The organism is Corynebacterium sp. USCH3, from assembly GCF_037619475.1.
Lineage (GTDB): Bacteria > Actinomycetota > Actinomycetes > Mycobacteriales > Mycobacteriaceae > Corynebacterium.
On the sequence record NZ_JAQPZT010000003.1, the window covers coordinates 85,029 to 102,170 of the forward strand.

Annotated in this window: 14 protein-coding genes and 4 tRNA genes; 16 read left to right on the forward strand and 2 right to left on the reverse strand. The window is 67.3% G+C overall.

The annotated features are described in order from the left end of the window. The first annotated feature begins 117 nt into the window (after nt 1-117). Genes menD through PQI66_RS06560 form a run of 3 tightly spaced genes read left to right on the forward strand, consistent with a single transcriptional unit; the run spans nt 118 to nt 3,179 of the window. Entirely contained in the window at nt 118-1,980 is a 1,863-nt protein-coding gene (gene menD, locus PQI66_RS06550) for a 2-succinyl-5-enolpyruvyl-6-hydroxy-3-cyclohexene-1-carboxylic-acid synthase (RefSeq protein ID WP_339996920.1), read from the forward strand. A gap of 5 nt (nt 1,981-1,985) precedes the next feature. Then, a complete protein-coding gene (locus PQI66_RS06555) occupies nt 1,986-2,465 on the forward strand; it encodes a DUF3592 domain-containing protein (RefSeq protein WP_339996922.1) in 480 nt (159 codons plus the stop codon). 24 nt (nt 2,466-2,489) lie between these two features. After that, complete coding sequence (locus tag PQI66_RS06560) at nt 2,490-3,179, forward strand: demethylmenaquinone methyltransferase (protein ID WP_339996923.1); 690 nt, start codon at nt 2,490-2,492, stop codon at nt 3,177-3,179. A 23-nt stretch (nt 3,180-3,202) separates the two neighbouring features. Here PQI66_RS06560 and PQI66_RS06565 read toward each other — a convergent pair whose 3' ends face one another. Beyond that, the gene (locus tag PQI66_RS06565; protein ID WP_339996924.1) at nt 3,203-4,504 is read right to left on the reverse strand and encodes a geranylgeranyl reductase family protein; all 1,302 of its coding nucleotides are present in this window, start codon (nt 4,502-4,504) and stop codon (nt 3,203-3,205) included. A gap of 156 nt (nt 4,505-4,660) precedes the next feature. Here PQI66_RS06565 and PQI66_RS06570 point away from each other — a divergent pair, with 156 nt between their 5' ends. From PQI66_RS06570 to rplA, 9 genes are all read left to right on the forward strand, one after another. Continuing rightward, nucleotides 4,661-5,680 (forward strand): polyprenyl synthetase family protein, encoded by a 1,020-nt coding sequence (locus tag PQI66_RS06570; protein ID WP_339996927.1) that lies wholly within the window; start codon nt 4,661-4,663, stop codon nt 5,678-5,680. A 75-nt stretch (nt 5,681-5,755) separates the two neighbouring features. After that, nucleotides 5,756-5,837 (forward strand) — tRNA-Tyr (locus PQI66_RS06575). 353 nt (nt 5,838-6,190) lie between these two features. Beyond that, nucleotides 6,191-6,263: transfer RNA gene (locus PQI66_RS06580), tRNA-Thr, on the forward strand. A gap of 55 nt (nt 6,264-6,318) precedes the next feature. Further along, nucleotides 6,319-6,395 (forward strand) — tRNA-Met (locus PQI66_RS06585). A gap of 318 nt (nt 6,396-6,713) precedes the next feature. Continuing rightward, nucleotides 6,714-6,786, forward strand: a tRNA-Trp gene (locus PQI66_RS06590). 84 nt (nt 6,787-6,870) lie between these two features. Next, nucleotides 6,871-7,206, forward strand: a complete 336-nt coding sequence (secE, locus tag PQI66_RS06595; protein ID WP_339996928.1) for a preprotein translocase subunit SecE — start codon at nt 6,871-6,873, stop codon at nt 7,204-7,206. 153 nt (nt 7,207-7,359) lie between these two features. After that, complete coding sequence (gene nusG, locus PQI66_RS06600) at nt 7,360-8,208, forward strand: transcription termination/antitermination protein NusG (protein WP_339996929.1); 849 nt, start codon at nt 7,360-7,362, stop codon at nt 8,206-8,208. A gap of 152 nt (nt 8,209-8,360) precedes the next feature. After that, nucleotides 8,361-8,807: a 50S ribosomal protein L11 gene (gene rplK, locus PQI66_RS06605; protein ID WP_339996931.1), complete on the forward strand. Its 447-nt coding sequence runs from the start codon at nt 8,361-8,363 to the stop codon at nt 8,805-8,807. Between the two features lie 75 nt (nt 8,808-8,882). Continuing rightward, a complete protein-coding gene (gene rplA / locus PQI66_RS06610; RefSeq protein WP_339996932.1) occupies nt 8,883-9,596 on the forward strand; it encodes a 50S ribosomal protein L1 in 714 nt (237 codons plus the stop codon). A gap of 79 nt (nt 9,597-9,675) precedes the next feature. Here rplA and PQI66_RS06615 read toward each other — a convergent pair whose 3' ends face one another. Next, nucleotides 9,676-10,653, reverse strand: coding sequence for an esterase/lipase family protein (locus tag PQI66_RS06615; protein WP_339996933.1), 978 nt, complete (start codon nt 10,651-10,653; stop codon nt 9,676-9,678). Between the two features lie 370 nt (nt 10,654-11,023). Here PQI66_RS06615 and rplJ point away from each other — a divergent pair, with 370 nt between their 5' ends. The 4 genes from rplJ (at nt 11,024) to rpoB (ending at nt 17,091) form a co-directional block, all read left to right on the forward strand. Next, nucleotides 11,024-11,542, forward strand: coding sequence for a 50S ribosomal protein L10 (gene rplJ / locus PQI66_RS06620; RefSeq protein ID WP_339996934.1), 519 nt, complete (start codon nt 11,024-11,026; stop codon nt 11,540-11,542). Between the two features lie 82 nt (nt 11,543-11,624). Next, on the forward strand, nt 11,625-12,008 hold the full coding sequence (gene rplL, locus PQI66_RS06625) for a 50S ribosomal protein L7/L12 (RefSeq protein ID WP_339996935.1): 384 nt from the start codon (nt 11,625-11,627) through the stop codon (nt 12,006-12,008). A gap of 117 nt (nt 12,009-12,125) precedes the next feature. After that, nucleotides 12,126-13,181 carry a DUF3068 domain-containing protein gene (locus PQI66_RS06630; protein WP_339996937.1) on the forward strand — a complete coding sequence of 352 codons (1,056 nt, stop codon included), beginning with the start codon at nt 12,126-12,128 and terminating at the stop codon, nt 13,179-13,181. Between the two features lie 391 nt (nt 13,182-13,572). Further along, nucleotides 13,573-17,091 (forward strand): DNA-directed RNA polymerase subunit beta, encoded by a 3,519-nt coding sequence (rpoB, locus tag PQI66_RS06635; RefSeq protein ID WP_339996939.1) that lies wholly within the window; start codon nt 13,573-13,575, stop codon nt 17,089-17,091. Nucleotides 17,092-17,142 lie beyond the last annotated feature (51 nt).

Below are 17,142 nucleotides of genomic sequence, written 5' to 3' on the forward strand. Positions count from 1 at the left end.
TCATGTTCCCGGAAATGTCTGTTCCCGTGCAGCTGTGGCTCCCCAGGACTGCACCGCCACAGACTTTTCCCGCCTCTTTTTCGGTGTGTCCGTGACCGCCGGGTAGCGTCTGGAAGTGTGACTGATCCGATCGACCCTGCTGACCCCGCCTCTGACGCCCCTGACGCTCCTGACGCCTCCGCTATCTCCGCCGCTCCCGCCGCCGCGACGCGGGTGGCTGCACTGGTGGTCGACTCGTTCATCGCCAACGGTGTCACGGAGGCGGTGGTCTGCCCGGGATCCAGGTCGGCTCCGCTGGCGCTGGCGTTCGCCGAGGCCGACCGGACCCACCGGCTCCGGCTGCACGTGCGGACGGACGAACGCTCCGGATCGTTCCTGGCGTTGGGCCTGGCCAAACGGTCGGGGCGTGCGGTACCGGTGGTCATGACCTCGGGGACGGCGGTGGCGAACTGCCTGCCCGCGATGGTCGAGGCGACCGCTGCCGGGGTGCCGTTGATCGTCGTCTCGGCGAACCGGCCGTGGGACATGCTCGGCTCGGGTGCGAACCAGACGATCGACCAGGTCGGCATCTTCGGTTCCCACGCGGTCGAGGTTGTCGGGATCGACGCCGCTGTCCGTACTGACGTCGGAACCGATGAGACGGTCCGTCGGCAGGTCGCACATGCCGTCCTCCGCGCGACGTCCCCGGTCGGGGCGGGAGGCGTGCAGGTCGACATTCCCTTCACCGAGCCGTTGGTGCCGTCGTCGACGACGGAGGTCAGCTTCGCCGCGAGGGAGGTGGCGGAGGTGACGGAGGAGCCGGACGCCACCACGTCGCAGGGCGTCCTGCGCACCCCGCTGCAGCCGTCGGCGGTGGTGGACCTGTCCCGGCGGACGTTGGTCGTGGCCGGTGATGTGCGGGACACCGTGTGGGCGCAGCAGGTGTGTGACGAGCTCGCCGGGGTGCCGACGATCGCCGAGCCGGGGGCGCCGGCCCCTGATGTCCCGGTGCATCCTGCGGCGGCGGGTCTCTTCGCCGCTGAGATCGGGGCAGGTGTCGGTGACGGTGCGTACCGTGCGCAGATGCGTCCCGAGCAGATCGTGCTCGTCGGACGCCCGACGTTGCACCGGGGGATCGCCCGGCTGCTGGCGGATCCGGCGATCCGCGTGTTCCCGGTCTCGGACCGTGCGACAGCCCCCGCGGTGGGCCGCACGGACGTGGACCCGGCCGCACCGTTGCACGGCGTGACCGTGACCGGTGATCATCCGCGGGGATGGGTGCGCACGTGTACGGCGGCGGGAGAGGTCGCTGCCGAGGCCGTGCGTGACGAGATCTCGGAGGAGGAGTTCACCGGTCTGCATGTGGCGGCGGCGGTGACGGACAGCCTGTCCGACGGGGACGCGGTGGTGCTCGGGGCGTCCTCCGCGGTACGCGACGCGTCCCTGACGGGGCTGCCGTTCCCGGGGGTGCGCGTCGTCACCAACCGGGGTGCCGCGGGCATCGACGGGACGGTGTCGACGGCGGTGGGGGTGGCACTGGCGCATGCGAGTGAGGAACCGGACCTGATGCGCGCACCGCGCACGGTGGCGTTGATGGGTGACCTGACGTTCCTGCACGACATCAACGGACTGTCGGCGGGCCCCGGGGAACCGCGCCCGGAGAATCTGGTGATCGTGGTCTCCAACGACGACGGCGGCGCGATCTTCGAGACGCTCGAGGTCGGCGTGCCCGGGCTGCGGACGTTCGACGACGGCGTCTCCGCCTTCGACCGGGTGGTCGGCACCCCGACCGGTGCCGACCTGGCGGCGTTGTGCGCCGGCTACGGGGTCGCACACCAGCGTGTGGAGAATCTGCGGGAGTTGGGTCTGGCGCTCGAGGACCATGCCGAAGGCGCTGGCGGGCTCCTGGTGGTGGAGGCCGTCGTGTCCCGCGCACCACGGGAACGGATGCACCGGGCACTGACTGAGAAGACCACGGTGACTCCGACGGGGCGGGGGTAGGGGTCGTGCTGACTGTTCCGTCGTTCCTGCGGTCGTCCCGTCCGGCGCGGGAGACCGTCCACCGCCGGTTGATCCAGGCGGTGCTGGCGCTGGTCCTGCTGGCGACCGCGGTGTGCGGGATGATGGTGGTCAACGCGGCGGTCGGCGACGCGAAGATCTCCCGGGACCGCGGTGTCGCTGTGGCGGACGTGCTTGCCGACGGGTCGACGACCCTGGTGCGTTTCCGTGACGACACCGGCGTCTACCACCAGCCGGACCGGGGGCTGAAGTACCCGACCGGACTGTCGCGTGGTGACCGGGTCTACGTCGACTACCAGCGTTCCGACACGGAGAACGTGAAGGTCCAGGGCCGTGGGTGGACCTTGTCGGTCATCCCCGCACTGTCGGTGTGGCTGGTGTCGTTGGTCGTGACAGGGCTGATGTTCGTCGCGGTGCAGTGGTGGTGGCGTCGGGGGAACGCGGGGGAGAGGACGACGGTCGCCTAGACCGATCGACTAGGCTGGGTCAGCGTGTCACGAGCCAGCCTGGAGAAGAACCCGAACGACGTTGCCCGCATGTTCGACGCCGTCGGAAAGAACTACGACCTGACCAACACGGTGCTCTCCTTCGGGCAGGACCGCGTGTGGCGGAAGCGCACCCGGCGTCGTCTCGACCTCGCGCCGGGGGACAGGGTCCTCGACCTGGCGGCAGGGACCGCGGTCTCGACGGTGGAGCTGTCGGAGTCCGGCGCCTGGTGCGTGGCCTGCGACTTCTCCCCGGGGATGCTCGCCGCGGGCAAGGACCGGGACGTTCCCAAGGTCTGCGGCGACGGGATGAACCTGCCGTTCCCGGACGACACCTTCGACGCCGTCACCATCAGCTTCGGGCTGCGCAACATCGTCGATCCTGCCGCGGGGCTGCGCGAGATGGCACGGGTCACCAAGCCCGGGGGGCGGCTCACGGTCTGTGAGTTCTCCACCCCGGTGGTCCCGGTCTTCCGCACGGTCTACATGGAGTACCTCATGCGTGCGCTGCCCGCGGTCGCGAAAGCGGTCTCCTCGAACGCGGAGGCCTACGTGTACCTGGCGGAGTCCATCCGGGAATGGCCGGACCAGGAGGCCCTGGCGTCGCTGGTGAACCGGTCCGGGTGGGAGGGCTGCGGATGGCAGAACCTCACCTTCGGCATCACCGCGCTGCACAGCGCGACGAAGCCCCGCTAACCGGGTGCCGGTTCGGGCACCAGTCAGGCGCCGAACAGGGGGCGTGACTCGGCGTGCCAGAAGCGGTCGTGGGCACTGCTGAGCCTGCCCGCGGCGAGCCAGGTTCGGGCGGTGAGGTCGGTGTCCTCGGGGGTCACGAGATTGCCCATCAGCCGGGCGGCGGAGCCCATCAGGTGGCCGGCGAGGGGGCCACGCATCCCCAGGGGGCCGAGCGCGGCGAGGAGGCCCGGCATCGTCAGCAGCGTCGCCGCGCGGCGTGCGAGGGAGAATGCGTCACCGTAGCGTCCCCGCAGGTGGGACGGCCACATGTGGCGGAGTCCGTCGGGGGAGGTGTCGGCGTCGGGCAGCATGTCGACCAGGTCCACGGCGGACTCGAGGGCGTAGTCGATGCCTTCCCCGTTCAGCGGGTTGACCAGGGCGGCGGTGTCTCCGACGGCCGCCCAGTTCACCCCGGCCACCCGGGTGACCGCCCCGCCCATCGGAAGCAGGGCGCTGGCCACCCGAGTTGGTTCGCCGAGGTCCCAGTCGTCGCGGCACTGGGACGCGTAGGACGCCAGCAGTCTGCGTACGTTGACCTTCGCGGGGCGCCTCGACGTGGAGAGGGCACCGCACCCGAGGTTCACCGCAGAGCCGTGTTCGCCGTCGGTGCCGAGGGGGAAGATCCAGCCGTAGCCCGGCTGCGCGACGCCCTCCGCGTCCCGAAGCTCCAGGTGGGAGTGGATCCACGGCTCGTCGCCGAAGGGGGTGGGGCAGTAGGAGCGGGCGGCGACACCGTGCACGAGACCACGCAGCCACTGTGACCCGAGAGAGCGGGCGAGGCCGCTGCGCACTCCTTCGGCCAGTACGAGGTAGCGGCAGCGCACGGTGGTGCCGTCGGCGAAGTGGACGGCCCGCACGCGTCGGGCGCCACCGACCAGGTCGGTGTCGACGTCCACGGCCTTGAGCCCTGTCCGCAGCCGTGCGCCCGAGGACACGGCCAGTTCCACGAGGGCGGTGTCGAAGTCGGTGCGGGGCACAGCCGTCCCCCACGCGGGAAACTCCGGGTGCTCGGGCCACGGGGCGGTCACTGACCCGCCGAACCCGTGGAGTTTGAGTCCGCGGATGTGCGGCCGTCCGGCGTCGACGTCGACGAGGTCGGCGGCGCCGAGCGTCTCGAGTGCGTGGACGGCACGGGGCGTGAGTCCGTCGCCGCAGGTCTTGTCACGGGGGACGTCCTGCATGTCGACGAGGAGGACGTCGCGACCTGCGAGGGCGGCCCGGTGTGCTGCGGCGGAACCCGCCGGCCCGGCACCGACGACGAGAACTTCGCACTCTGTGGCATTCATCGTCGACTATTGTGGCACGACCGGGTACCGGGGACGGTGATCGGAGAGACGGGACAGGACCGCGCTCGTCTGTGTCCGTGCGGAGGTGCTGGTCTACAGTAGCGGGGAGCAAGATTTTCCAGAGAAGACGTTTGACGGACAGAGGCTACGTAATTCATGGCAAGCACTAACTCGGATGTGCGGGTGGGGCTCGATCTCGGCGACGAGTACCTCAACACCGCCGTCCCGGACGGCCTGGCCCGGGTGGAGGCCAGGCTCCGCGAGGTCCTGTCGTCCGGAGAGAGCTTTCTCACCGACAAGATCAGCCACCTCGCGGTCTCCGGGGGAAAACGCTTCCGTCCGATGTTCGCCCTGTTGGCGGCGCAGTACGGTGACGGCGACAAGGGCAGCGACCACGCCGACGTGACCGACGCCGCCGTCGTCGTCGAGCTCACCCACCTCGCCACGCTCTACCACGACGACGTGATGGACGAGGCGGAGCGCCGGAGGGGTGCGCCCAGTGCGAACGCGCGGTGGTCGAACTCCGTGGCGATCCTCGCCGGCGACTACATCTTCGCCGTCGCCTCCGGGCTGATGGCTGACCTGGGTACCGAGACGGTCCGTCATTTCGCCGACACGTTCGGGGAACTCGTGACCGGACAGATGCGTGAGACCATCGGTCCGCCCCAGGGCGACGACGAGATCGAGCACTACATGCAGGTGATCCAGGAGAAGACCGGCGTTCTCATCGCCTCCGCCGGCTACCTCGGCGCGTTGCACGCGGGGGCGACCGGTGAACACCGTGACGCGCTGTTCCGCTTCGGTCGGCACCTGGGCCAGGTCTTCCAGATCGTCGACGACATCATCGACATCTGGTCTGATCCGGAGACGTCCGGCAAGACCCCCGGGACCGACCTCCGTGAGGGTGTGTTCACGCTGCCGGTGCTGTACGCGATGCGGGAGGACACGGTCGGCGGTGCCCGGTTGCGGGAACTGCTCACCGGTCCGGTGACCGACGACGACCTCGTCGATGAGGCGTTGACCCTCATCCGTGCCTCCGACGGACGTGAGCGGGCCCTGGCGGACGTGGAACGCTACCGCGGGCTCGGCGAGGCGGAGCTGGCTCTGCTCCCGGAGATCCCGGCGACCGGTGCACTGCGCAACCTCATGGAGTACTCGCTCGACCGTCTGGGCTGAGTAGGGGTTTGACCAGCCGGTTTGCGGACTGATGCGGTGCTCGTAGTAGGGTATCCCTCGCACCGTGAGGTGCACGCCAGGTTGCCCGAGCGGCCAAAGGGAGCGGACTGTAAATCCGCCGGCATTGCCTTCAAAGGTTCGAATCCTTTACCTGGCACAGAATGAACCGCCCGAGGAGTGGACACACTCCCCGGGCGGTTTTGTGTTGCGTGGGCCCGGTGGCCCGGTGGCCCGGTGGCCCGGTGGCCCGGTGGCCCGGTGGCCCGGTGGCTCGGCGTCCGCGAGCCGACGGCTACTCCCGGTGGAGGTTCTGGGCGGAGACGGGGCCTCCGTCTGTTGTCGTCGTGACTGCCCATGCTGGCGGGGCGGGGCGAGCCTGGAACCCTCGGATTTATCCGGTGTGACCTGTGGATTTGTGCAAGTACGGTCGCTCTGGTTATTCTACTTCAGGCTTCAGGAGCTGGAGCGGGAACAACCAAGGTTGCGAACCGTTCTTGTTGTGTGGAGCACGCCCCCTTAGCTCAGTCGGCAGAGCGTTTCCATGGTAAGGAAAAGGTCGACAGTTCGATTCTGTCAGGGGGCTCAAGTCATTTTGAGGCGATATCCGGCTTGCCGGTCACAGCCGGTTGAATGGCCCTGGCGGTGTAGCTCAGATGGTTAGAGCGCACGACTCATAATCGTGAGGTCCCGGGTTCGATCCCCGGCATCGCTACCAGAGCAAGACAACGATCACCCCGCGACCTGCACACGTAGGACGCGGGGTGTTCTGCTGTGCGGAGAGCGCCCGTGGCCGGTGTGCCCGCTGTTCGTCGAGAAGGTTCCCGGACGGACGGCGGGGAGAGTCGGAAAACAGGGGAGGCGGCACCGTCCATCCTCGCAGGGGCTCCCGAGGGGGCAGGCGTGCCTACCTCGAAACCGGCCCCGGTTGTTCCGCGGCGCGTGGGGCTGATAGACTTCTCCGGGTGCCACTGAGGTGGTGCCGTCCGTGAGACGTTGACGCCCATCCGCCGTGGTAGGCTGAGATAAATCGCGAAGGGGCGTGGCTCAATTGGCAGAGCAGCGGTCTCCAAAACCGCAGGTTGCAGGTTCAAGTCCTGTCGCCCCTGCACATGCCCCCGGGATGCCGGGCCGACCAGCGTGGTCGGTCCGGCACCCCGGGGTTTTTCACATTCCGAGGAGCTGTAGATCACGTGAGTGACGAGAAGAACAACGAAGTCGGTTCCACCGGCGGTCCGTTGCGTCCGTCCGGCAAGCGTCAGGTCAGCGGAGAAGGTGGCGCCGCCGACCAGGACAACCGGACGACCGCGAAGGTCACCGACGTGGACGGAGCGACGTCCGGGGGGAGTCGCGTCCTGGCCTTCCCGCGTTCCGTCGGCTCGGAGGTCAAGAAGGTCATCTGGCCGACCGGTCGTGAGATGGTCACCTACTCCATCGTCACCCTGGTCTTCCTCATCGTCATCACGGCCCTGTGTACGGTCGTCGACCTGCTCTCCGGTGAAGGTCTGGAGTTCATGTTCGGCCTCTGACCGTGCTACCATCGTGGTCAGTATCCACCGCCTCCGCCTACCGGCGAGGCGGATTTTTCATGCGGGGCAGGGAAGTCACCGTCCGGCAATGGAAATCCAGGACCACCAGACCGACCCTTGAAGCGTGAGTACCATCCGGGAGATGATCAACCCATGAGTGACGAGAACATTCACGACAGCAGCACCGCCGAGGGGCTCGCCGCCGCGGCGCACGACGACGTGCAGCAGGCCGTCAGCGAACTCGGCGACACCGCTCCGGCTGCGGACCTCGCGGGGGAGGGCGTGGCGCAGGTCGCCGACGCCCCCGCCGACGAACAGAGCCCTGAAGACGCCGCGATGGCCGCGTACCGCACCCGGCTGCGCGAGTTCATGCGCGCGCTGAAGAAGCTCGACGGAGACTGGTACATCATCCAGTGCTACTCCGGCTACGAGAACAAGGTGAAGACCAACCTGGAGATGCGTGCCCAGACACTGGGTGTCGACGAGCAGATCCACGAGGTCGTCGTCCCGATCGAGGAGATCACCGAGCTCAAGGACGGTAAGCGCAAGCGGGTCAAGCGCAAGCTGCTGCCCGGCTACGTGCTCGTGCGCATCGAACTCGACGACGCATCCTGGTCCGTCATCCGCGACACCCCGGGCGTGACCTCCTTCGTGGGCAACGAGGGCAAGCCGACCCCGGTGAAGATCCGTGAGGTCGCGAAGTTCCTCCTCCCGCCGGAGACCGCCACCGCACCGGCGACGCAGGAGGAGTCCGACTCCGCCACACCGGTCGACGTCAGCGACACCGGTGTCGCCATGGCGCCGACCCCGCTCGGGGACCAGGTCGAGGTCGACTTCGAGGTCGGCGAGTCGGTCACCGTGCTGTCCGGGCCTTTCGCCTCCGTGTCGGCCACCATCTCCGAGATTGACGCGACCAACAGCAAGCTCAAGGCGCTGGTGTCGATCTTCGGCCGCGAGACCCCCGTTGACCTGGCATTTGACCAGGTAGAGAAGCTCAACTAGAGTTTGACCGTTGCTCATCGTGAGCACATGAACATTCCACCCGGTGGCCGGTAACCAGACCGGCATCCGGACAGGTGCGCCCCGTCCCCGCCATAGGACGGACGACGCCGTCCTCCGGACGGCACATCTGGTACCACGTGAAGAGGTGAACCATGGCGAAGAAGAAGAAAAAGGTCTCCGGCCTGATCAAGCTGCAGATCCAGGCGGGCGCCGCTAACCCGGCTCCCCCGGTCGGCCCGGCGCTCGGTGCGCACGGCGTCAACATCATGGAGTTCTGCAAGGCCTACAACGCTGCGACCGAGTCCCAGCGCGGGAACGTCATCCCCGTCGAGATCACGGTCTACGAGGACCGTTCCTTCGACTTCAAGCTGAAGACTCCTCCGGCAGCCAAGCTGCTGTTGAAGGCCGCAGGCATCCAGAAGGGCTCCGGCGTTCCCCACACGGAGAAGGTCGGCCAGGTCAGCTGGGCACAGTGCCGTGAGATCGCCCAGACCAAGTTCGAGGACATCAACGCCAACGACCTGGAGAACGGCGCCCGCATCATCGCCGGTACCGCCCGCTCCATGGGCATCGACGTCGTCGACCAGCCGGCCCAGTAACACCGGCGACACCCGTGGCAGGGCCACTTGCGGCCCGTCAACCACACTCCAACAACCACTGATTGGACCAGTACCATGAGCAAGAACTCCAAGGCGTACCGCGCCGCCGCAGAGAAGATCGACGCCGATCGTCTCTACTCCCCGATCGAGGCCGTCAAGCTGGCCAAGGAGACCTCCTCCAAGACCCACGACGCCACGGTCGACGTCGCCATCCGCCTGGGTGTCGACCCCCGCAAGGCTGACCAGCTGGTCCGCGGTACCGTCTCCCTGCCCAACGGCACGGGCAAGAACGTCCGCGTCATCGTCTTCGCCGAGGGGCCGAACGCCACCGCCGCCGAAGAGGCCGGCGCCGAGGCCGTTGGCACCTCCGAGCTGATCGAGCGCATCCAGGGCGGCTGGACCGACTTCGACGCCGCGATCGCGACCCCGGACCAGATGGCCAAGGTCGGCCGTGTCGCCCGCGTGCTCGGCCCGCGTGGTCTCATGCCGAACCCGAAGACCGGCACCGTCACCACCGACGTCGCCAAGGCCGTCGCCGAGATCAAGGGCGGAAAGATCTCCTTCCGCGTCGACAAGGCCGCCAACCTGCACGCCCTGATCGGCAAGGCGTCCTTCGACGAGAAGGCCCTCGCCGAGAACTACGGCGCGCTGGTGGAGGAACTGCTCCGCGTGAAGCCGTCCGCAGCCAAGGGCCGCTACATCAAGAAGATCACCGTCGCGACCACGAACAGCCCGGGCATCCAGGTTGACCCGTCCGTGATGAAGAACTTCACCGGCGAAGAGGACTAGTTCCCCTCTCCCCGGTGTTCACCGCCCCCACCCGCCCCGGATCGTACCGGCGCCGGGTGGGGGCGGTTTCCTGTGACGCTCAGTAGCCGCGTTGCCGCAGTTGTCCGAGCACCGGGAGTACCCGCGCTGTGACGTGCGGGTGAGTGTCGCGGTACGCCCCGTCGCGCCCGCTGTCGCTGTCTGACAGCTGTTCCAGGATCAGGTCGAAGGCGCGGGGGGAGTAGGGCAACGACATGTGGTCACTCCAGTCACGGGAATTGCCGTCGGCCTGGACGCAGAAGTTGCGGACCGTCGCGCCGGCCCCCGGGGTCAGGAACTGGGTCCGCCAGGGCGTCACCACCTCGTCGTAGCGGGTGCTGATCATCGTGTAGCGGACTCCGGGCACGGTGTCGCCCTCACGGTTCAGCTCCCTGAGGACGTCCGAGTCGACGATCTGGTCCTCGGCACACTGCCCCAGCACGGCTCTCAGCAGCGCGGACACGTCGACGCGGCCGCGGAGCCGGTCGCGCAGCCAGGCAGCGAGGGTGCCCAACCCCATCAGGGTCGTCCCGTGGCCGGAGCCCGCTAGCTCGATGACGTTCCGGACCCGGGGATCGTCCCCGGCGAACCGGCCGTCATTCCCGGAGAGCAGGAGGCGGCCCTGGGCGCCGCCCTGGGAATGGCCGATGACGTCGACCTGCGACGCCCCGGTACGTTCGAGGACGGTGTCGACGAAGTCAGCGACCTCCGCGGACGAATCGACGAGACCGCCGTTGGCGAAGCAGCTCTTACGTCGACCGAGCAGGCTGTCGTCCCTGGTGCCGTAGTTCAGCGCGAAGACGCGGAAACCGCGGGACATCAGCTTCGGGGCGATCATCGACCACGTGCCGTAGGCGTTCATCCACGTGCCGTGGACCAGGACGACGGGGACGGGGTGCTCGTCGGACAGCGGGGTCTCCCAGTCGTTCACCCCGGCGGGCAGTGGATCCGGGTTGCCCCAGGATTTCAGGAACGCCGTGAGAAAGAAGCGGTGTTCGGGAGTGCCGGAGGAGGCGTACGTATTTGTCGGTGAACTCATCCCTCCGAAACTACTAGGCCGTACCCTGTCGCGCGCGATTTTGGTTTCGGCGTCCGCCAGGTCTATAGTCATGCGAGAAGTTTGATCGCGGGTCACCCGCGAACGTTCAAGTTTCACCGGAGACCGTCGGTCGACGTCTCCCCGGGCAGCACCGGGGGGACGGACGAAGGACCATCCACCGCGCAGCGGCGATGGCGACCCACGCAGGGAAACACGGAACACGCCGAACGACGCCGGACCGACACGGTCCACACCGTCGTCCTCTGCGCCCCGTGCCCTGTGGCACGGGGCGTCACTGTTTTTCTGCCGGATGGCCGTTCAGACACCGTCTGGTCGCACCACCGACAGACATCAGGAAGGAGGCGAGAGTATGGCAAACGCAAAGAACACCGCATCGGTCGCGGAGCTCACCGCACGTTTCGAGAACGCCAGTGCCACCGTCCTCACCGAGTACCGTGGACTGACCGTCGCTCAGACGACCGAGCTGCGCAAGACCCTGGGTTCCGAGGTGACCTACTCCGTCGCCAAGAACACCATGATCAAGCTGGCCGCCAAGCAGGCCGGCGTCGAGATCGCTGATGAACTGCTCACCGGACCGACCGCCGTCGCCTTCATTCAGGGCGAGGCAGTGGACGCTGCCAAGGCGTTCAAGAAGTTCGGCGCGGATCACAAGGCACTCGTGATCAAGGGCGGCAACATGGACGGCAACCCGCTGTCCGCCGCCCAGGTTGAGGCAATTGCCGAGCTGGACAACCGCGAGACCACCCTGGCCAAGCTGGCCGGCGCCCTGCAGGGCTCCCTCAGCAAGGCCGCGGGCCTGTTCAACGCTCCGGCCTCCCAGGTCGCACGGCTCACCGCCGCGCTCCAGGAGAAGAAGGAAGCCGCCTGATCCGTCAGGCTGCTTAACCCCCATACGCTTTACACCCCGTTTCCCGCTCACCCACTGAGCGGGACAAAGAAAGGAAGCCGACATGGCTAAGTTCACCAACGACGAACTGCTCGAAGCCTTCAAGGAGATGACCCTGATCGAGCTCTCTGAGTTCGTCAAGCTCTTCGAGGACACCTTCGACGTCACCGCTGCCGCCCCGGTCGCCGCTGCTGCCGCCCCCGGCGCTGCCGCTGCTCCCGCCGAGGAAGAGAAGGACGAGTTCGACGTCGTTCTCGAGGACGCCGGCGCCAAGAAGATCGGCGTGATCAAGGTTGTCCGCGAGCTCGTTTCCGGCCTGGGCCTGAAGGAGGCCAAGGAGCTCGTCGAGGGCGCACCGAAGGCTCTGCTCGAGGGTGCTTCCAAGGACGACGCCGAGGCTGCCAAGACCAAGCTCGAAGAGGCCGGCGCCAAGGTTTCCCTCAAGTAGGAGGACCCGGCTCACGCCGCACCCACCACCCCCGTCAGGGACGTTCTCAGGACGTCCCCGGCGGGGGTGGTCTCGTTTGTTCCCGTCTCCGAGGTGTCGGGCACTACGATGGTCCGCATGCTTCCGAGATCCCGCGTCGTCGCCGTCCTCACGCTCGGGTTGGGGTGCATCCTCCTCGCCGTCGGAATCGCGCTTCCGCTACTTGTACCGCCGGAGCGTCCGGTTCCGCTGGAACTCAGTGAGTCACAGCTGACGCTGCACGACGACGAGGCGCGCGTCGGCGCCGCCTACCTCGACGACGCACGCGCCGACGATAGCGCCGACGACGGTGCCACAGCTCCGGAGCCCGTCACAGCACCGGTGACGAAGACCTACGCGGTGTCCCTGGGCGAGCCGGCGGACGATGAGGCGGCGGCTGCGACAGTCGGAGTCACCTCGGTGCGTGACGACATTGACGGCGATGCCGGCCTTCTCGACGCTGAGGTGTGGAGCTACCGGATCGACCGGTTGACGGGGGAGTCACTCGGTGACGCGAAGGTGGCCGACACCCCGGCGACACCGGCCCGGTCGACGGAGGTCACCGGTCAGTGGCTGGCGTTCCCCCGGGACACCGCTCAAGAGGAGTACGGCGTGTTCGACAACCTCCTGCGTCGTGACGTGCCCGCCCGTTTCGTGCAGACCGAGGACGTCGACGGGACGGAGGTCTACGTGTTCCGCCAGGAGTTCCATGCGGAACCGGTACGTCAGGCGAACCCGGGGTACTACCGTGCCACGTCATCCACGGCGGACGGGGATCCGTCGTCGCTCTACCGCAACGGGACCAAGGAGTTCCGGGTGGAGCCGCACAGCGGGATGATCGTCTCCGTCGCCGAGGACATCCAGGACGTGTACGTATCCGACGGTGAGGACACGGGCGTGGCAGGGGACTCCGGTGAGTCCTCCGACGCGGCCGGGTCCCCCGAACTGCTCAGCGCCTTCCGCGGCACCACGCCGGAGAGTGAGCGAGATGACCTGCTTGTTCAGGCGGCGGCGCTGGGGGAGGACCGGCCGACACGAGGTTGGGGTATTGTGCTGACGGTCACGGGTGCTATCGTGGCACTCGGTTCGGCGGTTGTGGCACTTCGGCCACAGCGGGTCCAGCGGTCTGGACGGACGCAGTCGCCGGAGGAGTAGCGGGGCGGACGCCGCCGGTCCACGGGGAGGGTGGACCGGGTGTGTCGCAGGGGTGGACATCCGTGTGCGGGTGATATACGATCGATCGTTGCGCTGGATTGACATCCGACGACGTTGCGAAAACAACAGGACACGACCTTGATGAGTGATGGTACGGAGGGGATCGACATGGTCACGGCACGGCGGAACGCCAGAGTGCCCGACCAGGCCGATCCGGCCCGGACCTCCGACTTGACAAGGTCCATCAACTGTTTCCGGACACTGGTTCGCAACTGACCCGGCCCGTCAACCTCCACAGAACCCCCACAGACCACCGCAGACCGTACGCTCATAGCAACCGTGTCCGCCACCATCCGGTTCCCGTTTCGGCGGCCCGGGCAACGGCAGGCACGTGAGGTGCTGGAAGGACCCCATCTTGGCAGTCTCCCGCCTGACCAGTTCCACCCCGGGAATTCCCGGAGCTTCGCAACGTCACTCGTTCGCGAAGATCGACGCCCCGATCGAGGTTCCCGGTCTTCTCGACATCCAGAGGGACTCTTTCGCCTGGCTCGTCGGCACGCCGCAGTGGCGCGCCCGTAAGCAGGCTGAGGCCGGGGAGGGCGTTCGTGTCACCTCCGGTCTCGAGGACATCCTCGAAGAACTGTCCCCTGTCGAGGACTACTCCGAGAACATGTCCCTGGTCCTGTCCGAGCCGCGCTTCGACGATGTGAAGAACACCGTCGACGAGTGCAAGGACAAGGACATCAACTACTCGGCTCCGCTGTACGTCACCGCGGAGTTCACCAACGCCACCTCCGGTGAGATCAAGAGCCAGACCGTCTTCATCGGCGACTTCCCGATGATGACGGACAAGGGCACCTTCATCATCAACGGTACGGAGCGCGTCGTCGTCTCCCAGCTGGTGCGTTCCCCGGGCGTCTACTTCGACGAGTCCATCGACCCGGGTACCGAGCGTCCGCTGCACTCGGTCAAGGTCATCCCGTCGCGCGGTGCGTGGCTGGAGTTCGACGTCGACAAGCGCGACACCATCGGTGTGCGTATCGACCGCAAGCGCCGTCAGCCGGTCACCGTCCTGCTGAAGGCGCTGGGCCTCAGCGCCGAGGAGATCACCGAGCGCTTCGGCTTCTCCGAGATCATGATGTCGACCCTCGAGAAGGACGGTGTCGCCAACACCGACGAGGCTCTGCTGGAGATCTACCGGAAGCAGCGTCCCGGTGAGTCGCCGACCCGCGACTCCGCGCAGGCCCTGCTGGAGAACAGCTTCTTCAACTCCCGCCGCTACGACCTGGCGAAGGTCGGCCGGTACAAGGTCAACCGCAAGCTGGGACTCGGCACCGGAGGTGAGGGCCCCATGACCCTCACCGAGCAGGACATCCTCACCACCATCGAGTACCTCGTGCGTCTGCACGCCGGTGAGAAGGACATGACCTCCCCGGACTCCGTGGAGATCCCGCTGGGCACCGACGACATCGACCACTTCGGCAACCGTCGCGTCCGTACCGTCGGTGAGCTGATCCAGAACCAGATCCGCGTGGGCCTGTCCCGCATGGAGCGTGTCGTGCGCGAGCGCATGACCACGCAGGACGCGGAGTCGATCACCCCGACCTCGCTGATCAACGTGCGCCCGGTCTCCGCCGCCATCCGCGAGTTCTTCGGTACCTCGCAGATGTCGCAGTTCATGGACCAGAACAACTCGCTGTCCGGTCTGACCAACAAGCGTCGCCTCTCCGCTCTCGGCCCCGGTGGTCTGTCCCGTGAGCGTGCCGGCCTCGAGGTCCGCGACGTGCACCCGTCTCACTACGGACGTATGTGCCCGATCGAGACCCCCGAGGGTCCGAACATCGGCCTGATCGGCTCCCTGGCGTCCTACGCACGGGTCAACCCCTTCGGCTTCATCGAGACGCCCTACCGGCGCGTCGAGAACGGTCAGATCACCGACGTGGTCGACTACCTCACCGCCGACGAGGAAGACCGCCACATCATCGCCCAGGCGAACACCCCGTACACCGCGGACAAGCGGTTCGCCGAGGAGCAGATCGAGGTCCGTCTGCGCGGCGGCGACGTGGAGGTCGTCCCGGCCGACAAGGTCGACTACATGGACGTGTCCCCGCGTCAGATGGTCTCCGTCGCGACCGCGATGATCCCCTTCCTCGAGCACGACGACGCCAACCGTGCCCTCATGGGTGCGAACATGCAGCGTCAGGCCGTGCCGCTGCTGCGCGCCGAGGCCCCGTTCGTGGGTACCGGTATGGAGCAGCGTGCCGCCTACGACGCCGGCGACGTCATCGTGTCCCCGAAGGCCGGTGCCGTGGAGTTCGTCTCCGCCGACTACATCACCATCATGGACGATGACGGCGTGCGCGACACCTACATGCTGCGCAAGTTCGAGCGCACCAACCAGGGCACCTGCTACAACCAGAAGCCCCTGGTCAGTCAGGGCGACCGTGTCGAGGCCGGTCAGGCCATCGCCGACGGTCCCGGCACCGACAACGGTGAGATGGCACTCGGCCGCAACCTGCTGGTCGCCATCATGCCGTGGGAGGGCCACAACTACGAGGACGCCATCATCCTCAACCAGCGCATGGTTGAGCAGGACATCCTCACCTCGATCCACATCGAGGAGCACGAGATCGACGCCCGCGACACCAAGCTCGGGCCCGAGGAGATCACCCGCGACATCCCGAACGTCGGCGAGGACGTGCTCGCCGACCTCGACGAGCGTGGCATCGTCCGCATCGGCGCCGACGTCCGCGACGGCGACATCCTCGTCGGCAAGGTCACGCCCAAGGGCGAGACCGAGCTGACCCCGGAGGAGCGCCTGCTGCGCGCCATCTTCGGTGAGAAGGCCCGCGAGGTCCGCGACACCTCCATGAAGGTGCCCCACGGCGAGACCGGCAAGGTCATCGGCGTGCGGGTGTTCTCCCGTGAGGACGACGACGACCTGTCCCCGGGCGTCAACGAGATGGTCCGCGTGTACGTCGCGCAGAAGCGCAAGATCCAGGACGGCGACAAGCTCGCCGGACGCCACGGCAACAAGGGTGTCGTCGGCAAGATCCTGCCGGCCGAGGACATGCCGTTCCTGCCGGACGGCACCCCGGTCGACATTCTGCTGAACACCCACGGTGTGCCGCGTCGTATGAACATCGGTCAGGTCCTCGAGACCCACCTGGGCTGGCTGGCCAAGAACGGCTGGTCCGTGGACACCGACTCGGACGACCCGACGGTCAAGGCCATGATGGAGACCCTCCCCGAGGATCTCTACGACGTGCCCGCCAACTCGCTGACCGCCACCCCGGTGTTCGACGGCGCCTCCAACGAGGAGCTGTCCGGTCTGATGAAGTCGGTCCGCCCGAACCGTGACGGCATCCGCCTCACGGACGGCGACGGTAAGGCCGAGCTCATCGACGGTCGCTCGGGCGAGCCGTTCCCGTACCCGGTCTCCGTGGGCTACATGTACATGCTCAAGCTCCACCACCTCGTCGACGAGAAGATCCACGCCCGTTCCACCGGCCCGTACTCCATGATCACCCAGCAGCCGCTCGGTGGTAAGGCTCAGTTCGGTGGACAGCGCTTCGGTGAGATGGAGGTGTGGGCCATGCAGGCGTACGGCGCGGCCTACACCCTCCAGGAGCTGCTGACCATCAAGTCGGATGACGTCGTGGGCCGCGTGAAGGTCTACGAGGCGATCGTCAAGGGCGAGAACATTCCGGACCCGGGTATCCCGGAGTCCTTCAAGGTTCTCCTCAAGGAGCTGCAGTCCCTGTGCCTGAACGTCGAGGTGCTGGCGGCCGACGGTTCGCCGATGGAGCTCAGCTCCACCGACGACGACGAGTTGGACCACGCCAACGCCGCACTGGGGATCAACCTCTCACGCGACGAACGTCCGGACGCCGACAGCGACGTGGGATAACCCCCACCACCAGACAACGACCTTTTTTCACTGCACCACCCGCACTACCGC

Bases quoted from the DNA above. Each gene is read 5' to 3' on its own strand.
- PQI66_RS06565 (WP_339996924.1), bottom strand. From the start codon at position 4,504: ATGAATGCCACAGAGTGCGAAGTTCTCGTCGTCGGTGCCGGGCCGGCG.
- PQI66_RS06570 (WP_339996927.1), top strand. From the start codon at position 4,661: ATGGCAAGCACTAACTCGGATGTGCGGGTGGGGCTCGATCTCGGCGAC.
- nusG (WP_339996929.1), top strand. From the start codon at position 7,360: ATGAGTGACGAGAACATTCACGACAGCAGCACCGCCGAGGGGCTCGCC.
- rplK (WP_339996931.1), top strand. From the start codon at position 8,361: ATGGCGAAGAAGAAGAAAAAGGTCTCCGGCCTGATCAAGCTGCAGATC.
- rplA (WP_339996932.1), top strand. From the start codon at position 8,883: ATGAGCAAGAACTCCAAGGCGTACCGCGCCGCCGCAGAGAAGATCGAC.
- PQI66_RS06615 (WP_339996933.1), bottom strand. From the start codon at position 10,653: ATGAGTTCACCGACAAATACGTACGCCTCCTCCGGCACTCCCGAACAC.
- rplJ (WP_339996934.1), top strand. From the start codon at position 11,024: ATGGCAAACGCAAAGAACACCGCATCGGTCGCGGAGCTCACCGCACGT.
- rplL (WP_339996935.1), top strand. From the start codon at position 11,625: ATGGCTAAGTTCACCAACGACGAACTGCTCGAAGCCTTCAAGGAGATG.
- PQI66_RS06630 (WP_339996937.1), top strand. From the start codon at position 12,126: ATGCTTCCGAGATCCCGCGTCGTCGCCGTCCTCACGCTCGGGTTGGGG.